Origin of the sequence: Leifsonia shinshuensis, from assembly GCF_022606355.1 — a bacterium.
GTDB classification, from domain to species: domain Bacteria; phylum Actinomycetota; class Actinomycetes; order Actinomycetales; family Microbacteriaceae; genus Leifsonia; species Leifsonia shinshuensis_B.
Window position 1 is genome coordinate 259,245 of record NZ_JAHHZQ010000001.1, and the last position, 13,792, is coordinate 273,036.

Consider the following 13,792-nt stretch of genomic DNA (forward strand, 5'->3'; position numbering starts at 1 on the left):
CAGTTCGTCTGGGAGGGAGACGCCGTGACCAAACGAGAGGCGAACGCGCGGGGAGACGGCGATCGGCTGCGGGAGCAGCTCGTCGCCGCGGCGAGTGACCTGCTCCTCGCGCCTCAGGCGCTCGCGGCGCCCTCGCTCCGGGCCGTGGCCCGGGCGTGCTCGGTGTCTCCTGCCGCGGTCTACCTGCACTTCGCCTCCCAGCAGGACCTGATCCGTGCGGTCGTCGTGGCGCAGCTGGACGCGCTCCGGGCCGACCTTCCCCGGCTCGACGACCCGTCCCTCCCGCTCCGCGAGCGGCTGGAGGAGTACGCGGTTCGCTACGCGGAATGGGGCGTCGCTCATCCGGGCGCCTACCAGTTGATCTTCGAGAGCGCGGACCGCCTGGGCCTCGACGACCACGACGAGCGACCCGGCTGGGACATGATCGATGCCGTCGCCGCAGCGCTCCACGGCGACCCGGGCGCAGGCGCCGCTGCGGCGATCCAGGCCACCCGGTTGTGGGTGGCCCTGCACGGCCTGACCTCGCTGCGCATCCACAAGCAGGGGTCGATCTGGACGACCGACCTGGACGAGGACGCCCGGGCGATCGTCGCCCTCCACCTCGCGGCGGTGGGCGCCGACGGCGCCTAGCCGCAGCCCGGGGGCGCGACCGCTCTGGCACGATGGGGAACGGCGTGTTGCGCCCTTCTACGGACGGGGCGAGGGAGGAGTCACGATGGACGACTGGCGGCAGCGGGTGGACGCGGTGTGGGCCGAGGCGGAGGAGCTGGGGGAGCAGGGCACGGTGGACGCGATCGACGCGCTCGTCGCCGAGCGCACTGCCGACGACCCCATCGCCCTCTTCGAGTCGGCCGGATCCCGGGACTTCGCCGGTCGTGAGGCGGAGGCCGAGCCGCTCTACCGTGCGGCGCTCGCCAACGGCCTCGCCGAGCCGGAACGGGGCCAGGCGATCGTGCAGCTGGCGAGCACCCTGCGCAACCTCGACCGTGCGGACGAATCGCTCGCGCTGCTGCGCGACTTCCTGCTCGCCGAGCCCGGTCACCCCCTGGCCGACGCGGCACGGGCGTTCGCAGCGCTCGCGCTGTTCGACGGCGGACTCCACGCCGACGCGCTGCGGGAGGCCCTCGACGCGCTCGCTCCGCACCTCCCGCAGTACCGTCGCTCCGTCGAGGCCTACGCCGCCGCCCTCGACGACGACCACTGAAGACGCCCGCCGGCAGCCGGCGCCCGGCGCGCGCGACACCCACTCTGCCCAGGGCGAACAGCGCGGAATTGCGCTCCGCCCTCCGATAGATTCGATGCCAAGCGACAAAGGAAACGGAGCGAACATGGCCGACATGGGTATCCAGCCCAATGTTTTCGACAGACTGCTGAAGGACCGCATCATCTGGCTCGGTTCCGAGGTGCGCGACGAGAACGCCAACGAGATCGCCGCGAAGCTGCTGCTCCTGGCCGCAGAAGACCCCAAGCGTGACATCTACCTCTACATCAACTCGCCCGGCGGTTCGATCACCGCGGGCATGGCGATCTACGACACGATGCAGTTCGTGCCGAACGACATCGTCACCGTCGGCATCGGCATGGCGGCCTCGATGGGGCAGCTGCTCCTCACGGCCGGCACCAAGGGCAAGCGGTACATCACGCCGAACGCCCGAGTGCTGCTGCACCAGCCGCACGGCGGCTTCGGCGGCACGGCGAGCGACATCCAGACGCAGGCCCAGCTCATCCTCGACATGAAGAAGCGCCTCGCCGAGATCACCGCGGCCGCGACCGGCAAGTCGGTCGAGCAGATCAACGCCGACGGTGACCGCGACCGCTGGTTCACCGCCCAGGAGGCCCTGGACTACGGCTTCGTCGACCACATCCGGGAGTCCGCGCTGGACGTCTCGGGCGGCGGCGGCACCGACCAGGAGACCAAGTAGGAACCGCCGGAAGGATAAGGACATCACTATGAACACCCCCATGCTCGGCGGCTCCGGCCTCGGCGGCTCCAGCCTCGGCGGTCAGGCCTTCGGCGGCGTGCAGGCGCCGGGCTCCCGCTACATCCTGCCCAGCTTCGAAGAGCGCACCGCCTACGGCTACAAGCGCCAGGACCCGTACGCCAAGCTCTTCGAGGACCGCATCATCTTCCTCGGCGTGCAGGTGGACGACGCGTCGGCCGACGACATCATGGCCCAGCTCCTCGTGCTCGAGAGCCAGGACCCGGACCGCGACATCGTCATGTACATCAACTCGCCCGGTGGCTCGTTCACCGCGATGACGGCGATCTACGACACGATGCAGTACATCCGCCCGCAGATCCAGACGGTCGTCCTCGGCCAGGCAGCCTCGGCGGCCGCCGTGCTGACCGCCGCCGGCACGCCGGGCAAGCGTCTGGCGCTGCCGAACGCCCGCATCCTGATCCACCAGCCCGCCGTCGGCGAGGCCGGACAGGGGCAGGCGTCCGACATCGAGATCCAGGCCAACGAGATCATGCGCATGCGCAGCTGGCTGGAGGAGACGCTGGCGCGGCACTCCAACCGCTCGGTCGAGCAGGTCAACAAGGACATCGACCGCGACAAGATCCTCTCCGCAGAGGAGGCGCTCGAGTACGGTCTGATCGACCAGGTGCTCACCAGCAGGAAGACGCTCCCCGCGCTCGTCAAGTAGCACTCCGATCGACCGGTCGGGATGATCCTCGGGATGATCCCGACCGGTCGAGGACTCCCGTAGCGCCCCCGTCCCACGCGGACGGGGGCGTTCGTGCGTCCGCCCGCGGGTCGCTGTCGGCGTCTGCTGTCGGCATAATGTCCGTCACCGCGTGTCGAATACGCCCTGGTGCGCGCCATTGTCGTCGTCACGGGTTAGGCTCGACCAAGAGACCCGAAGAAGGAGGGGGAGACGGATGGCACGCATCGGGGAGAGCGCCGATCTGCTCAAGTGTTCCTTCTGTGGCAAGAGCCAGAAGCAGGTTCAGCAGCTGATCGCCGGTCCTGGCGTGTACATCTGCGACGAGTGCGTCGAGCTCTGCAACGAGATCATCGAAGAGCGTCTGGCCGAAGCGGGCGAAGAGGCCGCCGGCGAGTTCGACCTCCCGAAGCCGAAGGAGATCTTCGGCTTCCTCGAGGAGTACGTCATCGGTCAGGAGCAGGCCAAGCGCGCGCTGGCCGTCGCCGTCTACAACCACTACAAGCGGGTGCGGGCCAAGCAGACGCTCACTTCGGCCGACGCGATCGACGATGTCGAGATCGCGAAGTCGAACATCCTGCTGATCGGCCCGACGGGCTGCGGCAAGACCTACCTGGCGCAGACGCTGGCCCGGCGCCTGAACGTGCCGTTCGCCGTCGCGGACGCGACCGCGCTGACGGAGGCCGGCTACGTCGGCGAAGACGTCGAGAACATCCTGCTCAAGCTCATCCAGGCCGCCGACTACGACGTCAAGCGAGCCGAGACCGGCATCATCTACATCGACGAGGTCGACAAGATCGCCCGCAAGGCCGAGAACCCGTCGATCACGCGCGACGTGTCCGGTGAGGGCGTGCAGCAGGCGCTCCTGAAGATCCTGGAGGGCACGGTCGCCTCGGTGCCGCCGCAGGGCGGCCGCAAGCACCCGCACCAGGAGTTCATCCAGATCGACACGACGAACGTCCTCTTCATCGTCGCCGGCGCCTTCGCCGGCCTGGAGGACATCATCTCGTCGCGCGCGGGCAAGAAGGGCATCGGCTTCGGCGCCCCGCTGCACTCCAAGGGCGACGACATCAACCTCTTCTCGGAGGTACTGCCGGAAGACCTGCACAAGTTCGGGCTCATCCCCGAGTTCATCGGGCGCCTCCCCGTCGTCACGACGGTCACGCCGCTCGACCAGGACGCCCTGATGCAGATTCTGACCGTGCCGAAGAACGCGCTCGTCCGCCAGTATCAGCGCATGTTCGAGCTCGACGGCGTCCAGCTCGAGTTCGAGCACTCCGCGCTCGAGGCGATCGCCGACCTCGCGGTGCTGCGCAAGACCGGCGCCCGCGGCCTCCGCGCGATCATGGAGGAGGTGCTCGGGCCGATCATGTTCGAGGTGCCGTCGAGCTCCGAGGTCGCCCGTGTGGTCGTCACCAGGGAGGCCGTGCTCGAGAACGCGGCGCCGACTATCGTCCCGCACCGTCCGCGGCGCGAGGAGAAGTCGGCGTAATCGCCTTCGGGGTGATCAGGAACTCCGGCGCCTTCGTCACCATCAGCCAGGCCGGCAGAACGGCCAGCGAGAGGATCGGCAGCACCAGCAGGTTCTGCGTGACCGCCACGCCGACGAAGATCGCGATCCACCCGTCGCGGGTGACGGCGAGCGTGATGCCCATGACGCCGGCGGCGACGGCGACGGGCAGCGGCACCACCGGTACGAGGGCGACGGCGAGCGTGCCGAGTGCCGCGCCGATGAACACGGCAGGGAACACGCGTCCGCCGCGGAAGCCGGCGCTGGCGGCGACGAGGAGCGCGGCGAGCTTGACCGCGACGATCAGCACGAGCTGTCCGGTGGTGTAGTCGGCGCGGTTCACGACCAGCGTGCCCATCTGCTCCAGGCCCTTGAAGAGGGTGATCGGGCCGCCGATGGCGCCGAGCAGGCCCAGCACGACGCCTCCGGCCAGGGTGATGAGCAGCGGGTGGCGCAGGGCGTGGAACGCGCGGTGGACCAGCGGGAAGAGCACTGCGCCGAGGAGTCCGAGCGCCGTCGCGACGACGCCGATGAGCAGGGCGGACAGCACGTCCCACCCGGTCACCTGCGTGTAGGCGGGCATCGGGATCGCCAGGTGCGGGTGCGCGAGCAGGGTCATGGTGAGCGAGCCGGCCGCCGCCGACACCAGCGGCAGGAAGAGCTTGTCCCAGACCGCGCCGCCGCCCTTGACCGCCGCCACGATTCCGGTGAAGACCAGTGCGGCCGCGACGGGTGTGCCGAACAGCGCGCCGATCGTCCCGGAGGCCGCCATCAGCATGACGAGCCGAGGGGGCACGGCCTTCCACAGGCGGCCGACGAGCGTGACGAGCAGGCTGACGTTGATCGCGATGATCGGGTTCTCCGGCCCGAGGCTGACGCCGCCGGCGAGTCCCAGCACCGCGGCGAGGGCGAGGGAGGGGACGATGCCGATGCGCAGGGGAGCGGCGACCAGATCCGTGGTCGCGGAGTCCGGGCCGGCGTGGCCGGGAACGAGCCAGACCGTCAGCCCGACCGCGAGCCCGGTGACGGTGAGGACCAGGTAGATCCACCAGCCGGAGGACGGGCTGATGCCGAGCGCGGCCGGTAACGTCTTCCACACGCCGTCGTCGACGACGCCGGCGACCTCGTCCACGACCCAGAGCGTGAGTGCGCTGATGATGCCGATGAGGACCGCAGGAACCGAGAGCAGGACGAGCGACCGCACGGTCGGCGCCGAGAGCTCCGGCTCCGGCTGCGTGGACGTCATGGGGCACCCCTTCCCGCGGTGCGACGCCCCGAGTGGTCCGGGCGGCGCCGCGCTGCGCTCAGGCTAGAGCCTGCCGCGGGAAGGGGGCTAGAGCCCGCTCAGCTGTCGAGGCCGCGGCGCTTCAGCAGCGGCTCGATGACCGCGTCGCGACCGCGGAAGTCGCGGTAGGCCTCCAGGGGGTCCTTCGACCCGCCGACCCCGAGCAGTCGCCGGCGGAACCGGCCGCCGTTCTCGCGCTTCAGCCCGCCGTTCTCCTTGAACCATTCGACCGTGTCGGCGTCGAGCACCTCGCTCCAGATGTAGGAGTAGTAGCCGGCGTCGTAGCCTCCGGAGAAGGTGTGCGCGAAGTACGTGCTCGCGTACCGTGGCGGAACGGCGGGGTTGTCGAGGCCGATCTCGGCGAGGGCGGCGGCCTCGAAGGCGGCGACGTCGGTCACGTCGTCGTCGGCCGTGATCGAGTGCCAGGCCTGATCGAGCAGAGCCGCCGCGAGGTACTCGCTGGTGGCGAAGCCTTCGTTGAACGACTCCGAGACCTGCAGCCGGTCGATGAGGTCCTGCGGCATCCGCTCTCCGGTCTGGTGGTGGACGGCGTAGTTGGCGACGATCTCCGGCCACAGCATCCACATCTCGTTCACCTGGCTGGGGAACTCGACGAAGTCGCGGAACACGTTGGTGCCGGCGAACTTGGGGTAGGTCACGCGTGCGAAGAGGCCGTGGAGGGCGTGCCCGAACTCGTGGAAGAGCGTGTTGGTCTCGTCGTAGGTGAGCAGGGTCGGTTCGCCGGCGGCCGGTTTCGGGACGTTGAGGTTGTTGACGACGACCGTGGGATGGTCGAGCAGTGCCGATTGCGAGATGAGCGGGTTCATCCATGCTCCGCCGCGCTTGGAGTCCCGTGTGTACAGGTCGAGGATGTACAAGCCCACTCCGGTGCCGTCCTCGTCGCGGACCTCGAAGACGCGCGCTTCGGGGTGGTAGGCGACCAGGTCGGGACGCTCCTCGAACGTGATCCCGTAGAGCCGGCTCGCGGCGTAGAAGACACCGTCGCGCAGCACGCGCTCCGCCTCGAAGTACGGGCGCATCGCCGCGAAGTCGACGTCGAACTTCTCCCGGCGCACGGTCTCGGTGAGAGCGGCCCAGTCCCAGCTCTGCACCGTCTCGCCGTCGGCGAGCTGCCTCTGGAGGTCGGCCTCCTCAGTGCGGGCGTTGCGGGCGGCGGGTGGCGCGAGCCGGCCGAGCATGTCGGCGACCGCCTGCGGGGTCTTCGCCGTCTCGTCCGCGGTCACGAAGGCTGCGTGCGTGTCGAATCCGAGGAGTCGGGCGCGCCGGGCCCGCAGCCGGGTGATCTCGAGGACGAGCTCGCGGTTGTCGTGCTCGCCGCCGTGGATGCCGCGGGCACGCGAGGCGGCCATGATCCGTTCGCGTGAGCTGCGGTTCGTGAGGCTCGCCAGCCACGGGTGCCCCGTCGGCAGCACGAGGGTAACGACGTACTTCCCGTCGAGTCCGCGCTCGCGGGCCGCCTCGGCCGCGGCGGAGATCTCGCCGTCGCCGAGTCCGGCGAGATCGTCCGCGGTGTCGAAGACCACGGCCAGCTCGTTGGTGTCGGCGAGCAGGTTCTTCTCGAAGCGGGTGGTGAGCGTCGACAGCCGCTGGTTGTAGTCGCGCAGCAGCTCCTTCTGATCGTCGTCGAGGCCCGCGCCGGCGAGGGTGAACTCGGTGTAGTAGCGCTCGATCAGATACCTGCCCTCGGCGTCGAGGCCGAGCGCATGGCGACGCTCGTGCAGGCTCTGCAGGCGACGGTACAGCGCCGGGTCCAGGCGGATCGCGTCCTGGTGGGCGGACAGCAGCGGCGCGATCTCCTCCTCCAGGGCGTTCGTGAAATCGGTGCTGTCGGACGAGCTCTTGTTGAAGAAGACCTCCGCGACTCGTTGCAGGGTCTGCCCCGATCGCTCGAGAGGGATCATCGTGTTCTCGAACGTCGGCGGCTCGGTCGTGGACGTGATCGCCGCGATCTCGGCCAGCTGCTCGGCGAATCCCTGGTCGAAGGCGGGCCGGTAGTGCTCGTCGCGGATCTCCGCGAACGGGGGGAGCTGGTAGGGGAGGGTGCTGGGAGAGAAGAACGGATTCGCGGTTTCTGCCATGGGACCAGCCTAGGGGCCGCCGCTCGTCCATCCAAAGACTTCGCTGCAAAGGACTTATTGCAAAGATTGGATTGCAAAGAAACACTTGCAAAGAAGTCTTTGCATAGCTATTCTGGTCGCATGTCCTCCGACGAGACCACCCCTGCAGCCGCCGAGAAGCCGACAGATGACTACGAGCCGCACTTCGAGTCCATCGGCATGCCGGCTCTGCGCGCCCTGGCGCACCCGCTGCGCGTGCAGATCATGAACGAGCTTTCGGACTTCGGGCCGGCCACCGCGTCGATGCTGGCGGAGCGGCTGGGGGAGTCGAGCGGGTCGACGAGCTACCACCTCCGCCAGCTCGCCAAGCACGACATCGTCGTCGAAGACCAGGAGCGCGGGAGCGGCCGGGAGCGCTGGTGGCGAATGGCCGCCGGCGGCGTCACGATCGGCGGACCCGAGACTCTGGAGACGCCTGCCGGTCGGGAGATCACCGAGCAGATCTCGCTCACCTGGCAGCAGAACAACGAACGTCGTCTCAACGCGTTCCTGCGGCGCGGGCTCGACACGTTCGGCATGGAGTGGCTGGAGGCATCGACGCTGTCCACGTCCCACCTCGAGGTGTCGCGCGAGCAGCTCGGCGAGCTCGCCACCGAGTACTACAAGCTGCTGAACCGCCTCAAGGAGAAGTGGAAGGCCGACCCCGCCGGCGATCGCAAGCGCGTCCAGGTGCAGTTCAATGCCTTCCCGCTGGTCGAGCAGGAGCACCGATGAGTCGGCAGGCGGCGAAGCCCGCGGGCCTCGGCGGCGGCTTCGGCCGGCTCTGGACCGCGGCGATCGCGAGCAATCTCGCCGACGGCATAGGCCGCACTGCGGTGCCGCTGATCGCGACGACCCTGACCCGAGACCCCGCGCTGATCGCCGGGCTCACGGCGGTCACATTTCTGCCGTGGCTGCTGTTCGGAATCCCCGCGGGGATGCTGCTCGACCGGGTCGACCGGCGCGTCGCGATGGCGGTGGCCAACGGTCTCCGCTTCGCCGTCGCCGCGCTGGTGGCGCTGCTGATCGCCACCGACGACCTCACCATCTGGAGTCTCTACGGCTGCGTGCTGCTGTTCGGGCTCGGCGAGACCGTGTTCGACAACGCGACGACCACCGTGGTGCCGAGCCTCGTGAGCCGCGACCAGCTCGACCGTGCGAACGGTCGGATGCAGTCGGCCGAGATCGTCGTGCAGAACTTCATCGCGACGCCGATCGCCGGCTTCCTGTTCGCGGCCGCGATCGCCCTGCCGATGTGGCTCACCGGCAGCGGGTTCCTCATCTCCGCGCTCCTGGTGCTGACGATCCCGGTCGCCGCAGCGCGCGCGCACCTGTTCGGCGCGCGGCCGGACGACGAGGAGGCCGCACCGCGACCGGGCATGAGCGCGGTCGTCCGCTTCCTGTGGGACGACCGGTTCCTGCGGAAGATGATCATCCTCACCTCGATCACCGCGTCCGCGCTGGCGTTCGCGCAGGGCAGCGTCGTGCTCCTGCTCCTGCAGACCTACGCCCTGCCTGCCTCCCTGGTCGGCGTCGTCACGGCAGGGGTCGGGGTGGGCGCGTTGGTCGGAGCTCTGCTCTCCAGCCGGTTCGTCGCCCGTTTCGGCCGGGGCCGCGTGATGTTGGTGTCGATGCTCATCAGCGGGCTCGGCATCCTCGGTGTCGGCCTCACCGGGAACGTCGTGGCCGGTGTGCTCGCCTACGCCATCGGAGCGTTCGGAGTGGCCGTCTGGAACGTGCCGTGGGGGGCGTTGCGGCAGGCCATCATCCCGGGCGCCATGCTCGGCCGGGCGATGGGGATCGTCCGCACGATCGGCTGGGGGCTCACCCCTGTCGCGACCGTCCTGGGCGGTTTCGTCGCTCGTGTCGACCTGCGGCTGCCGTTCGTCATCGGCGGCGCCATCGTCGTGGTGCTCGCGCTGATCGCGACGCGTCTCCTGCTCAGCGCCGCCCACTACGGGCAGCCGGCGGCCCCGGTATCCACTTCGCCCGATGACCAGAACCAGAACCAGACCATCTCGGAAGGAACCGCATCATGACCGCCATCTCCGTGCCCGTGCACCGGCCGTTCAGCCAGCGCGCAGCACTCCGGCTCGGTCGCGCCCTCACCGCCTGGGGGATGCGTCAGCCCGCACGACACAGCCGGCACGCCGAACTCGTGGCCGCCGCCGAGCAGCACCGCGACCGCGCGGCTCGTGTGCTCCCGCAGCTCCCGCGCTGACCGGACGCTTCAGGAGCGCCGGTCAGGCCTCGTCGTAGTCGGAGGGCTCGGTCTCGACCACCTGGGTGATCGTGGCCGAGTCCTCCAGGTCGTTGTAGCGGATGACCGTCCCGTCGTCGAGCTCGACCACGGGCTTGCCCTCCAGCCAGGTCAGCGTCCAGCGCCAGCCGGCCGTGTCGACGTCGGTCGCCGTGAGCTCCTCTTCGACCGTGGAGACGGCATACGTCACCACCTCGGGAAGGTTGGTGGGAGGCGTCTCGCCCACGGCCCAGCGGGTGCCGAGCTGCATCAGGCGGTCTCCTCGCTCTGCGCGGCGACCAGGTCGATCTCATACGTGACCCACGCCGTCTTGCTGGCGACGGAGTCGTAGACGCGCTGTGCCGCGGCGTTGTCGGCAGCGGTGATCCACTGGACCACGCCGAGCCTGCGCTCTTCGGCGAGGGAGCGCACGGCGGCGATCAGCTGGCGGCCGATGCCCTTTCCGCGCTCGTCCTCCAGCACGTAGAGGTCGTCGAGGAACAGGCCGCGGTCGCCCTCGAGCGGGCGCGCGAACTCGCGCACGTGCGCGAGCCCGACGATGCGGTCGCCGTCGACGGCGACATAGCCCTGTTCCTCGTGCCCGGCATCCGTGAGCCACGACCACAGGACGAGTGCTCTCTGGTCGGTCAGCTCGGTCTCGTAGAACTCGGCGTACTTCGCGTACAGATCGAGCCAGGCGAAGAAGTCGCCATCCTTGACCGGTCGAATCTCGATCGACATCAGTCCCTCCGTTCGGCTTCTCTGCCCGGCTGGGTGCACCGGACGTGTATCGACCATATCGCGGACCCGTTCAGGGGACGAGGTCGTAGGTGACCCACTTCGTCTTCTCCGCGACGCGGTCGTAGAGCTTGCGGGCCTCCTGGTTGTCCTTCGCCGTGATCCAGCGGACCACCGAGAGCCCACGATCCTTCGCGATCGTGCGGAGCTGTTCGAGGAGGGCCATGCCCGCTCCGGCGCCGCGCGCGTCCGGCACGACGAACAGGTCGTCGAGGTAGAGGCCCTTGCTGCCGTCGAGCGGGCGGCAGAACTCGCGCACGTGCGCGATCCCGATGGGAGTGCCCTCCTCATCGACGGCGAAGTACGCTTCGACGCCGCTCTCGGGATCGGTGATCCAGCTCCACACGAGGAGTGCCTTCTCGTCGGTGATCGGGGTCTCGTAGAACTCGCCGTACCCCGCGTAGAGGTCGAGCCAGGTGAAGAACTCGTTGTCCTCCACGCGCCGGACGTCAGCCGTCATCGTTCCTCCTCGCTGGGCACCTGCGTGAGGAGGATATCGGTCACCGAGAGCTCTTCGGCGGATGCGAAACGCAGTTCGGCGATTCTGCCTACGGACGCGAGGTCGGCAGCGGCCGACTCGATGGCCGCGATCTCGTCCGCCGGTCCACTGATGACCGCCGAGTCCACGGGGGTGCGCTGGGAGGCCTTCGCGGCCGTCTTGGCGCCGCGAATCGCGGTGAGGGCGCGGCCGACTACGGTCAGGACGCTGTGCGCCTCCACCCAGTCTGCGGTGACCTCTTCGGGGCGCGGCCAGGGTGCGACGTGCACCGAGCCGGTCTCCGACCAGCTCCAGGCCTCCTCGGAGGCGAACGGGAGCACGGGCGCGAACAGCCGCAGGAACGCCGACAGCGCCACGCGGAGCGCGACCACCGCGGAGACCTGTCCGGCGTCCGGCTCGCCGTACGCACGCTCCTTCACGAGCTCGAGGTAGTCGTCGCAGAAGGTCCAGAAGAACGTCTCGGCGATCTCGAGGGCGCGGGCGTGGTCGTAGCCGTCGAGGGCGGTGGTGGCGTCGGCGACGACGACGGAGAGCTGCTGCAGCATGCTGCGGTCGAGCGGGGAGGTCACCTGCGCCAGATCGAGCGAGGCGGGAGCGTCGAAACCGTGGATGAACTTCGCCGCGTTGAGCAGCTTGATCGCCAGACGGCGGCCGATCTTGATCTGGGTCGGGTTCTGCGGGTCGAAGGAGGCGTCCGTCCCGAGCCGGGACGACGCGGCCCAGTAGCGCACGGCATCGGAGCCGTGGCGCTCGAGGATGTCGGCCGGGGTGACCACGTTTCCCTTCGACTTCGACATCTTCTTGCGGTCGGGGTCCACGATGAAGCCGGAGATCGCCGCGTTCGTCCAGGGTGCGACGCCGTCTTCGAGCTGCGAGCGCAGCAGGGTCGAGAACAGCCAGGTGCGGATGATGTCTTGGCCCTGCGGCCGCAGGTCGAACGGCGCGACCGTGCGGAAGAGCTCGGGGTCGTCCACCCAGCCGCCCGCCAGCTGCGGGGTGAGCGAGGAGGTCATCCAGGTGTCCATCACGTCGTGCTCGCCGATGAAGCCTCCGGCCTGGCCGCGCTGGACCTCGGCGAAGCCGGGCGCGGGGTCGGACGACGGGTCGACGGGGAGGTTCTCCTCCGACGGCAGGATGGGCTGGTCGAAGACGGGGTTGCCGTCGGCGTCGAGCGGATACCAGACCGGGATCGGCACGCCGAAGAACCGCTGCCGGGAGATCAGCCAGTCGCCGGTGAGGCCGTTGACCCAGTTCTCGTAGCGCACGCGCATGAAGTCGGGGTGCCAGTCGATGCCGCGACCGAGTTCGATGAGCCGCTCGCGGAGCTGCTCGTCGCGGGCGCCGTTCTTGACGTACCACTGGCGGGTGGAGACGATCTCGAGCGGCTTGTCGCCCTTCTCGAAGAACTTCACCGGGTGCTGGATGGGCTTGGGCTCGCCCACGAGGTCGCCCGACGCGCGCAGCAGGTCGACCACGGCCTGCTTCGCCGAGAACACGGTCTTGCCGGCCAGCTGGGCGTAGGCCTCCCGGCCGGTGTCGCCCTCGATCGCCGCGGGCGGCTCGGGGAGGATGCGGCCGTCGAACCCGATGATCGCGCGGTTCGGGAGGTCGAGCTCGCGCCACCAGGTCACGTCGGTGATGTCGCCGAAGGTGCAGATCATGGCGATGCCGGTGCCCTTGTCGGGCTGGGCGAGGTGGTGGGCCACGACCGGCACCTCGACGTCGAAGAGCGGGGTGCGCACGGTGGTGCCGAACAGCGGCTGGTAGCGCTCGTCGTCCGGGTGCGCCACGAGCGCGACGCACGCCGGAAGGAGCTCAGGGCGGGTCGTCTCGATGAAGATGGGGCCGTCTGCGCCGTGGAAGCCCACCCGGTGGTAGGCGCTCGGCTGCTCGCGGTCCTCCAGCTCGGCCTGGGCGACGGCGGTGCGGAACGTGATGTCCCACAGCGTGGGCGCGAGCGCCTGGTAGGCCTCGCCACGAGCGACGTTGCGCAGGAAGGCGAGCTGGGACGTGTGCAGGGCTTCGCGGCCGATGGTGCGGTAGGTCTGCGACCAGTCGACCGAGAGCCCGAGCGTGCGCCAGAGCGCCTCGAACTGCTTCTCGTCCTCCACCGTCAGCCGCTCGCAGAGCTCGATGAAGTTGCGGCGCGAGATCGGCTTCTGGTCGGCCGCCTTGCTGCTCTTGTTGTCACCGCCTTCGAACGGGGGGACGAAGTCGGGCTCGTAGGGGAGCGTGGGGTCACAGCGGACGCCGTAGTAGTTCTGCACGCGGCGCTCGGTGGGCAGGCCGTTGTCGTCCCAGCCCATCGGGTAGAAGACGCGCTTTCCGCGCATGCGCTGGAACCGGGCGACGATGTCGGTGTGGGTGTAGCTGAACACGTGGCCGATGTGGAGCGAGCCGGAGGCCGTGGGCGGCGGGGTGTCGATCGAGTAGATCGCGTCGCGCCCGGCGGCGACGGCCCCGTCGCGGTCGAAGACGAACGTGCCGTCCTGCTGCCAGCGGTCTCCCCAGACGGCCTCCAGGCCTTCGAGTGCTGGCTTGTCGGGCACGGGGTTCGCGGCGGTCATGGCTCTCCGATTCGATATGTGCGGCACCGTGTCAACGGGGTGCCTGAGTGTGGGGTTACCGATCAAGGCTACCGGAGAGCGACGAGGGGCACGTCGTCGTCCCTTTCGCG

Annotated in this window: 14 protein-coding genes; 8 read left to right on the top strand and 6 right to left on the bottom strand. The window is 69.3% G+C overall.

Annotation, left to right across the window (positions count from 1 at the left end; genetic code table 11):
* The first annotated feature begins 24 nt into the window (after positions 1-24).
* The 5 genes from KNO15_RS01340 (at position 25) to clpX (ending at position 4,159) form a co-directional block, all read left to right on the top strand.
* Entirely contained in the window at positions 25-630 is a 606-nt protein-coding gene (locus tag KNO15_RS01340; RefSeq protein ID WP_241701550.1) for a TetR/AcrR family transcriptional regulator, read from the top strand.
* Positions 631-715: 85 nt separating this feature from the next.
* A complete protein-coding gene (locus KNO15_RS01345; RefSeq protein WP_241701551.1) occupies positions 716-1,204 on the top strand; it encodes a tetratricopeptide repeat protein in 489 nt (162 codons plus the stop codon).
* Between the two features lie 124 nt (positions 1,205-1,328).
* Positions 1,329-1,922 carry an ATP-dependent Clp protease proteolytic subunit gene (locus KNO15_RS01350; protein WP_241701552.1) on the top strand — a complete coding sequence of 198 codons (594 nt, stop codon included), beginning with the start codon at positions 1,329-1,331 and terminating at the stop codon, positions 1,920-1,922.
* Positions 1,923-1,950: 28 nt separating this feature from the next.
* The gene (locus KNO15_RS01355) at positions 1,951-2,649 is read left to right on the top strand and encodes an ATP-dependent Clp protease proteolytic subunit (protein WP_241701553.1); all 699 of its coding nucleotides are present in this window, start codon (positions 1,951-1,953) and stop codon (positions 2,647-2,649) included.
* 235 nt (positions 2,650-2,884) lie between these two features.
* A complete protein-coding gene (gene clpX, locus KNO15_RS01360; RefSeq protein ID WP_241701555.1) occupies positions 2,885-4,159 on the top strand; it encodes an ATP-dependent Clp protease ATP-binding subunit ClpX in 1,275 nt (424 codons plus the stop codon).
* Here the strand turns inward: clpX and KNO15_RS01365 are convergent.
* Together KNO15_RS01365 and KNO15_RS01370 are read right to left on the bottom strand one after the other, a co-directional pair.
* On the bottom strand, positions 4,116-5,423 hold the full coding sequence (locus KNO15_RS01365) for an ion channel protein (RefSeq protein WP_241701556.1): 1,308 nt from the start codon (positions 5,421-5,423) through the stop codon (positions 4,116-4,118). The genes clpX and KNO15_RS01365 overlap by 44 nt on opposite strands.
* Before the next feature lie 98 nt (positions 5,424-5,521).
* Positions 5,522-7,561 carry a M3 family metallopeptidase gene (locus KNO15_RS01370; protein WP_241701557.1) on the bottom strand — a complete coding sequence of 680 codons (2,040 nt, stop codon included), beginning with the start codon at positions 7,559-7,561 and terminating at the stop codon, positions 5,522-5,524.
* A 120-nt stretch (positions 7,562-7,681) separates the two neighbouring features.
* On the opposite strand from KNO15_RS01370, the gene KNO15_RS01375 reads away from it, so the two are divergent.
* From KNO15_RS01375 to KNO15_RS01385, 3 genes are read left to right on the top strand one after another with little or no spacing between them, the layout of a single operon-like run.
* A complete protein-coding gene (locus KNO15_RS01375; protein ID WP_241701558.1) occupies positions 7,682-8,314 on the top strand; it encodes a helix-turn-helix domain-containing protein in 633 nt (210 codons plus the stop codon).
* Complete coding sequence (locus KNO15_RS01380; protein ID WP_241701560.1) at positions 8,311-9,618, top strand: MFS transporter; 1,308 nt, start codon at positions 8,311-8,313, stop codon at positions 9,616-9,618. Before KNO15_RS01375 ends, KNO15_RS01380 begins: the two co-directional genes overlap by 4 nt.
* Positions 9,615-9,800, top strand: a complete 186-nt coding sequence (locus KNO15_RS01385) for a hypothetical protein (protein WP_241701561.1) — start codon at positions 9,615-9,617, stop codon at positions 9,798-9,800. The genes KNO15_RS01380 and KNO15_RS01385 overlap by 4 nt, the downstream gene beginning before the upstream one ends.
* A 22-nt stretch (positions 9,801-9,822) precedes the next feature.
* On the opposite strand, the gene KNO15_RS01390 is transcribed toward KNO15_RS01385, so the two are convergent.
* The 4 genes from KNO15_RS01390 to valS all read right to left on the bottom strand — a co-directional run bounded on the left by KNO15_RS01390 (position 9,823) and on the right by valS (position 13,682).
* Positions 9,823-10,089 (bottom strand): hypothetical protein, encoded by a 267-nt coding sequence (locus KNO15_RS01390; protein WP_241701562.1) that lies wholly within the window; start codon positions 10,087-10,089, stop codon positions 9,823-9,825.
* A complete protein-coding gene (locus KNO15_RS01395) occupies positions 10,089-10,559 on the bottom strand; it encodes a GNAT family N-acetyltransferase (RefSeq protein ID WP_241701564.1) in 471 nt (156 codons plus the stop codon). Before KNO15_RS01395 ends, KNO15_RS01390 begins: the two co-directional genes overlap by 1 nt.
* A gap of 70 nt (positions 10,560-10,629) precedes the next feature.
* On the bottom strand, positions 10,630-11,076 hold the full coding sequence (locus tag KNO15_RS01400; RefSeq protein ID WP_241701565.1) for a GNAT family N-acetyltransferase: 447 nt from the start codon (positions 11,074-11,076) through the stop codon (positions 10,630-10,632).
* Positions 11,073-13,682: a valine--tRNA ligase gene (valS, locus tag KNO15_RS01405; RefSeq protein ID WP_241701567.1), complete on the bottom strand. Its 2,610-nt coding sequence runs from the start codon at positions 13,680-13,682 to the stop codon at positions 11,073-11,075. Before valS ends, KNO15_RS01400 begins: the two co-directional genes overlap by 4 nt.
* Between the last annotated feature and the right edge of the window lie 110 nt (positions 13,683-13,792).

What these genes read in the sequence shown, in the direction of transcription:
- KNO15_RS01345 (WP_241701551.1), top strand. Translation starts at nt 716, where the DNA reads ATGGACGACTGGCGGCAGCGGGTGGACGCGGTGTGGGCCGAGGCGGAG.
- KNO15_RS01350 (WP_241701552.1), top strand. Translation starts at nt 1,329, where the DNA reads ATGGCCGACATGGGTATCCAGCCCAATGTTTTCGACAGACTGCTGAAG.
- KNO15_RS01355 (WP_241701553.1), top strand. Translation starts at nt 1,951, where the DNA reads ATGAACACCCCCATGCTCGGCGGCTCCGGCCTCGGCGGCTCCAGCCTC.
- clpX (WP_241701555.1), top strand. Translation starts at nt 2,885, where the DNA reads ATGGCACGCATCGGGGAGAGCGCCGATCTGCTCAAGTGTTCCTTCTGT.
- KNO15_RS01365 (WP_241701556.1), bottom strand. Translation starts at nt 5,423, where the DNA reads ATGACGTCCACGCAGCCGGAGCCGGAGCTCTCGGCGCCGACCGTGCGG.
- KNO15_RS01370 (WP_241701557.1), bottom strand. Translation starts at nt 7,561, where the DNA reads ATGGCAGAAACCGCGAATCCGTTCTTCTCTCCCAGCACCCTCCCCTAC.
- KNO15_RS01375 (WP_241701558.1), top strand. Translation starts at nt 7,682, where the DNA reads ATGTCCTCCGACGAGACCACCCCTGCAGCCGCCGAGAAGCCGACAGAT.
- KNO15_RS01380 (WP_241701560.1), top strand. Translation starts at nt 8,311, where the DNA reads ATGAGTCGGCAGGCGGCGAAGCCCGCGGGCCTCGGCGGCGGCTTCGGC.
- KNO15_RS01385 (WP_241701561.1), top strand. Translation starts at nt 9,615, where the DNA reads ATGACCGCCATCTCCGTGCCCGTGCACCGGCCGTTCAGCCAGCGCGCA.
- KNO15_RS01390 (WP_241701562.1), bottom strand. Translation starts at nt 10,089, where the DNA reads ATGCAGCTCGGCACCCGCTGGGCCGTGGGCGAGACGCCTCCCACCAAC.
- KNO15_RS01395 (WP_241701564.1), bottom strand. Translation starts at nt 10,559, where the DNA reads ATGTCGATCGAGATTCGACCGGTCAAGGATGGCGACTTCTTCGCCTGG.
- KNO15_RS01400 (WP_241701565.1), bottom strand. Translation starts at nt 11,076, where the DNA reads ATGACGGCTGACGTCCGGCGCGTGGAGGACAACGAGTTCTTCACCTGG.
- valS (WP_241701567.1), bottom strand. Translation starts at nt 13,682, where the DNA reads ATGACCGCCGCGAACCCCGTGCCCGACAAGCCAGCACTCGAAGGCCTG.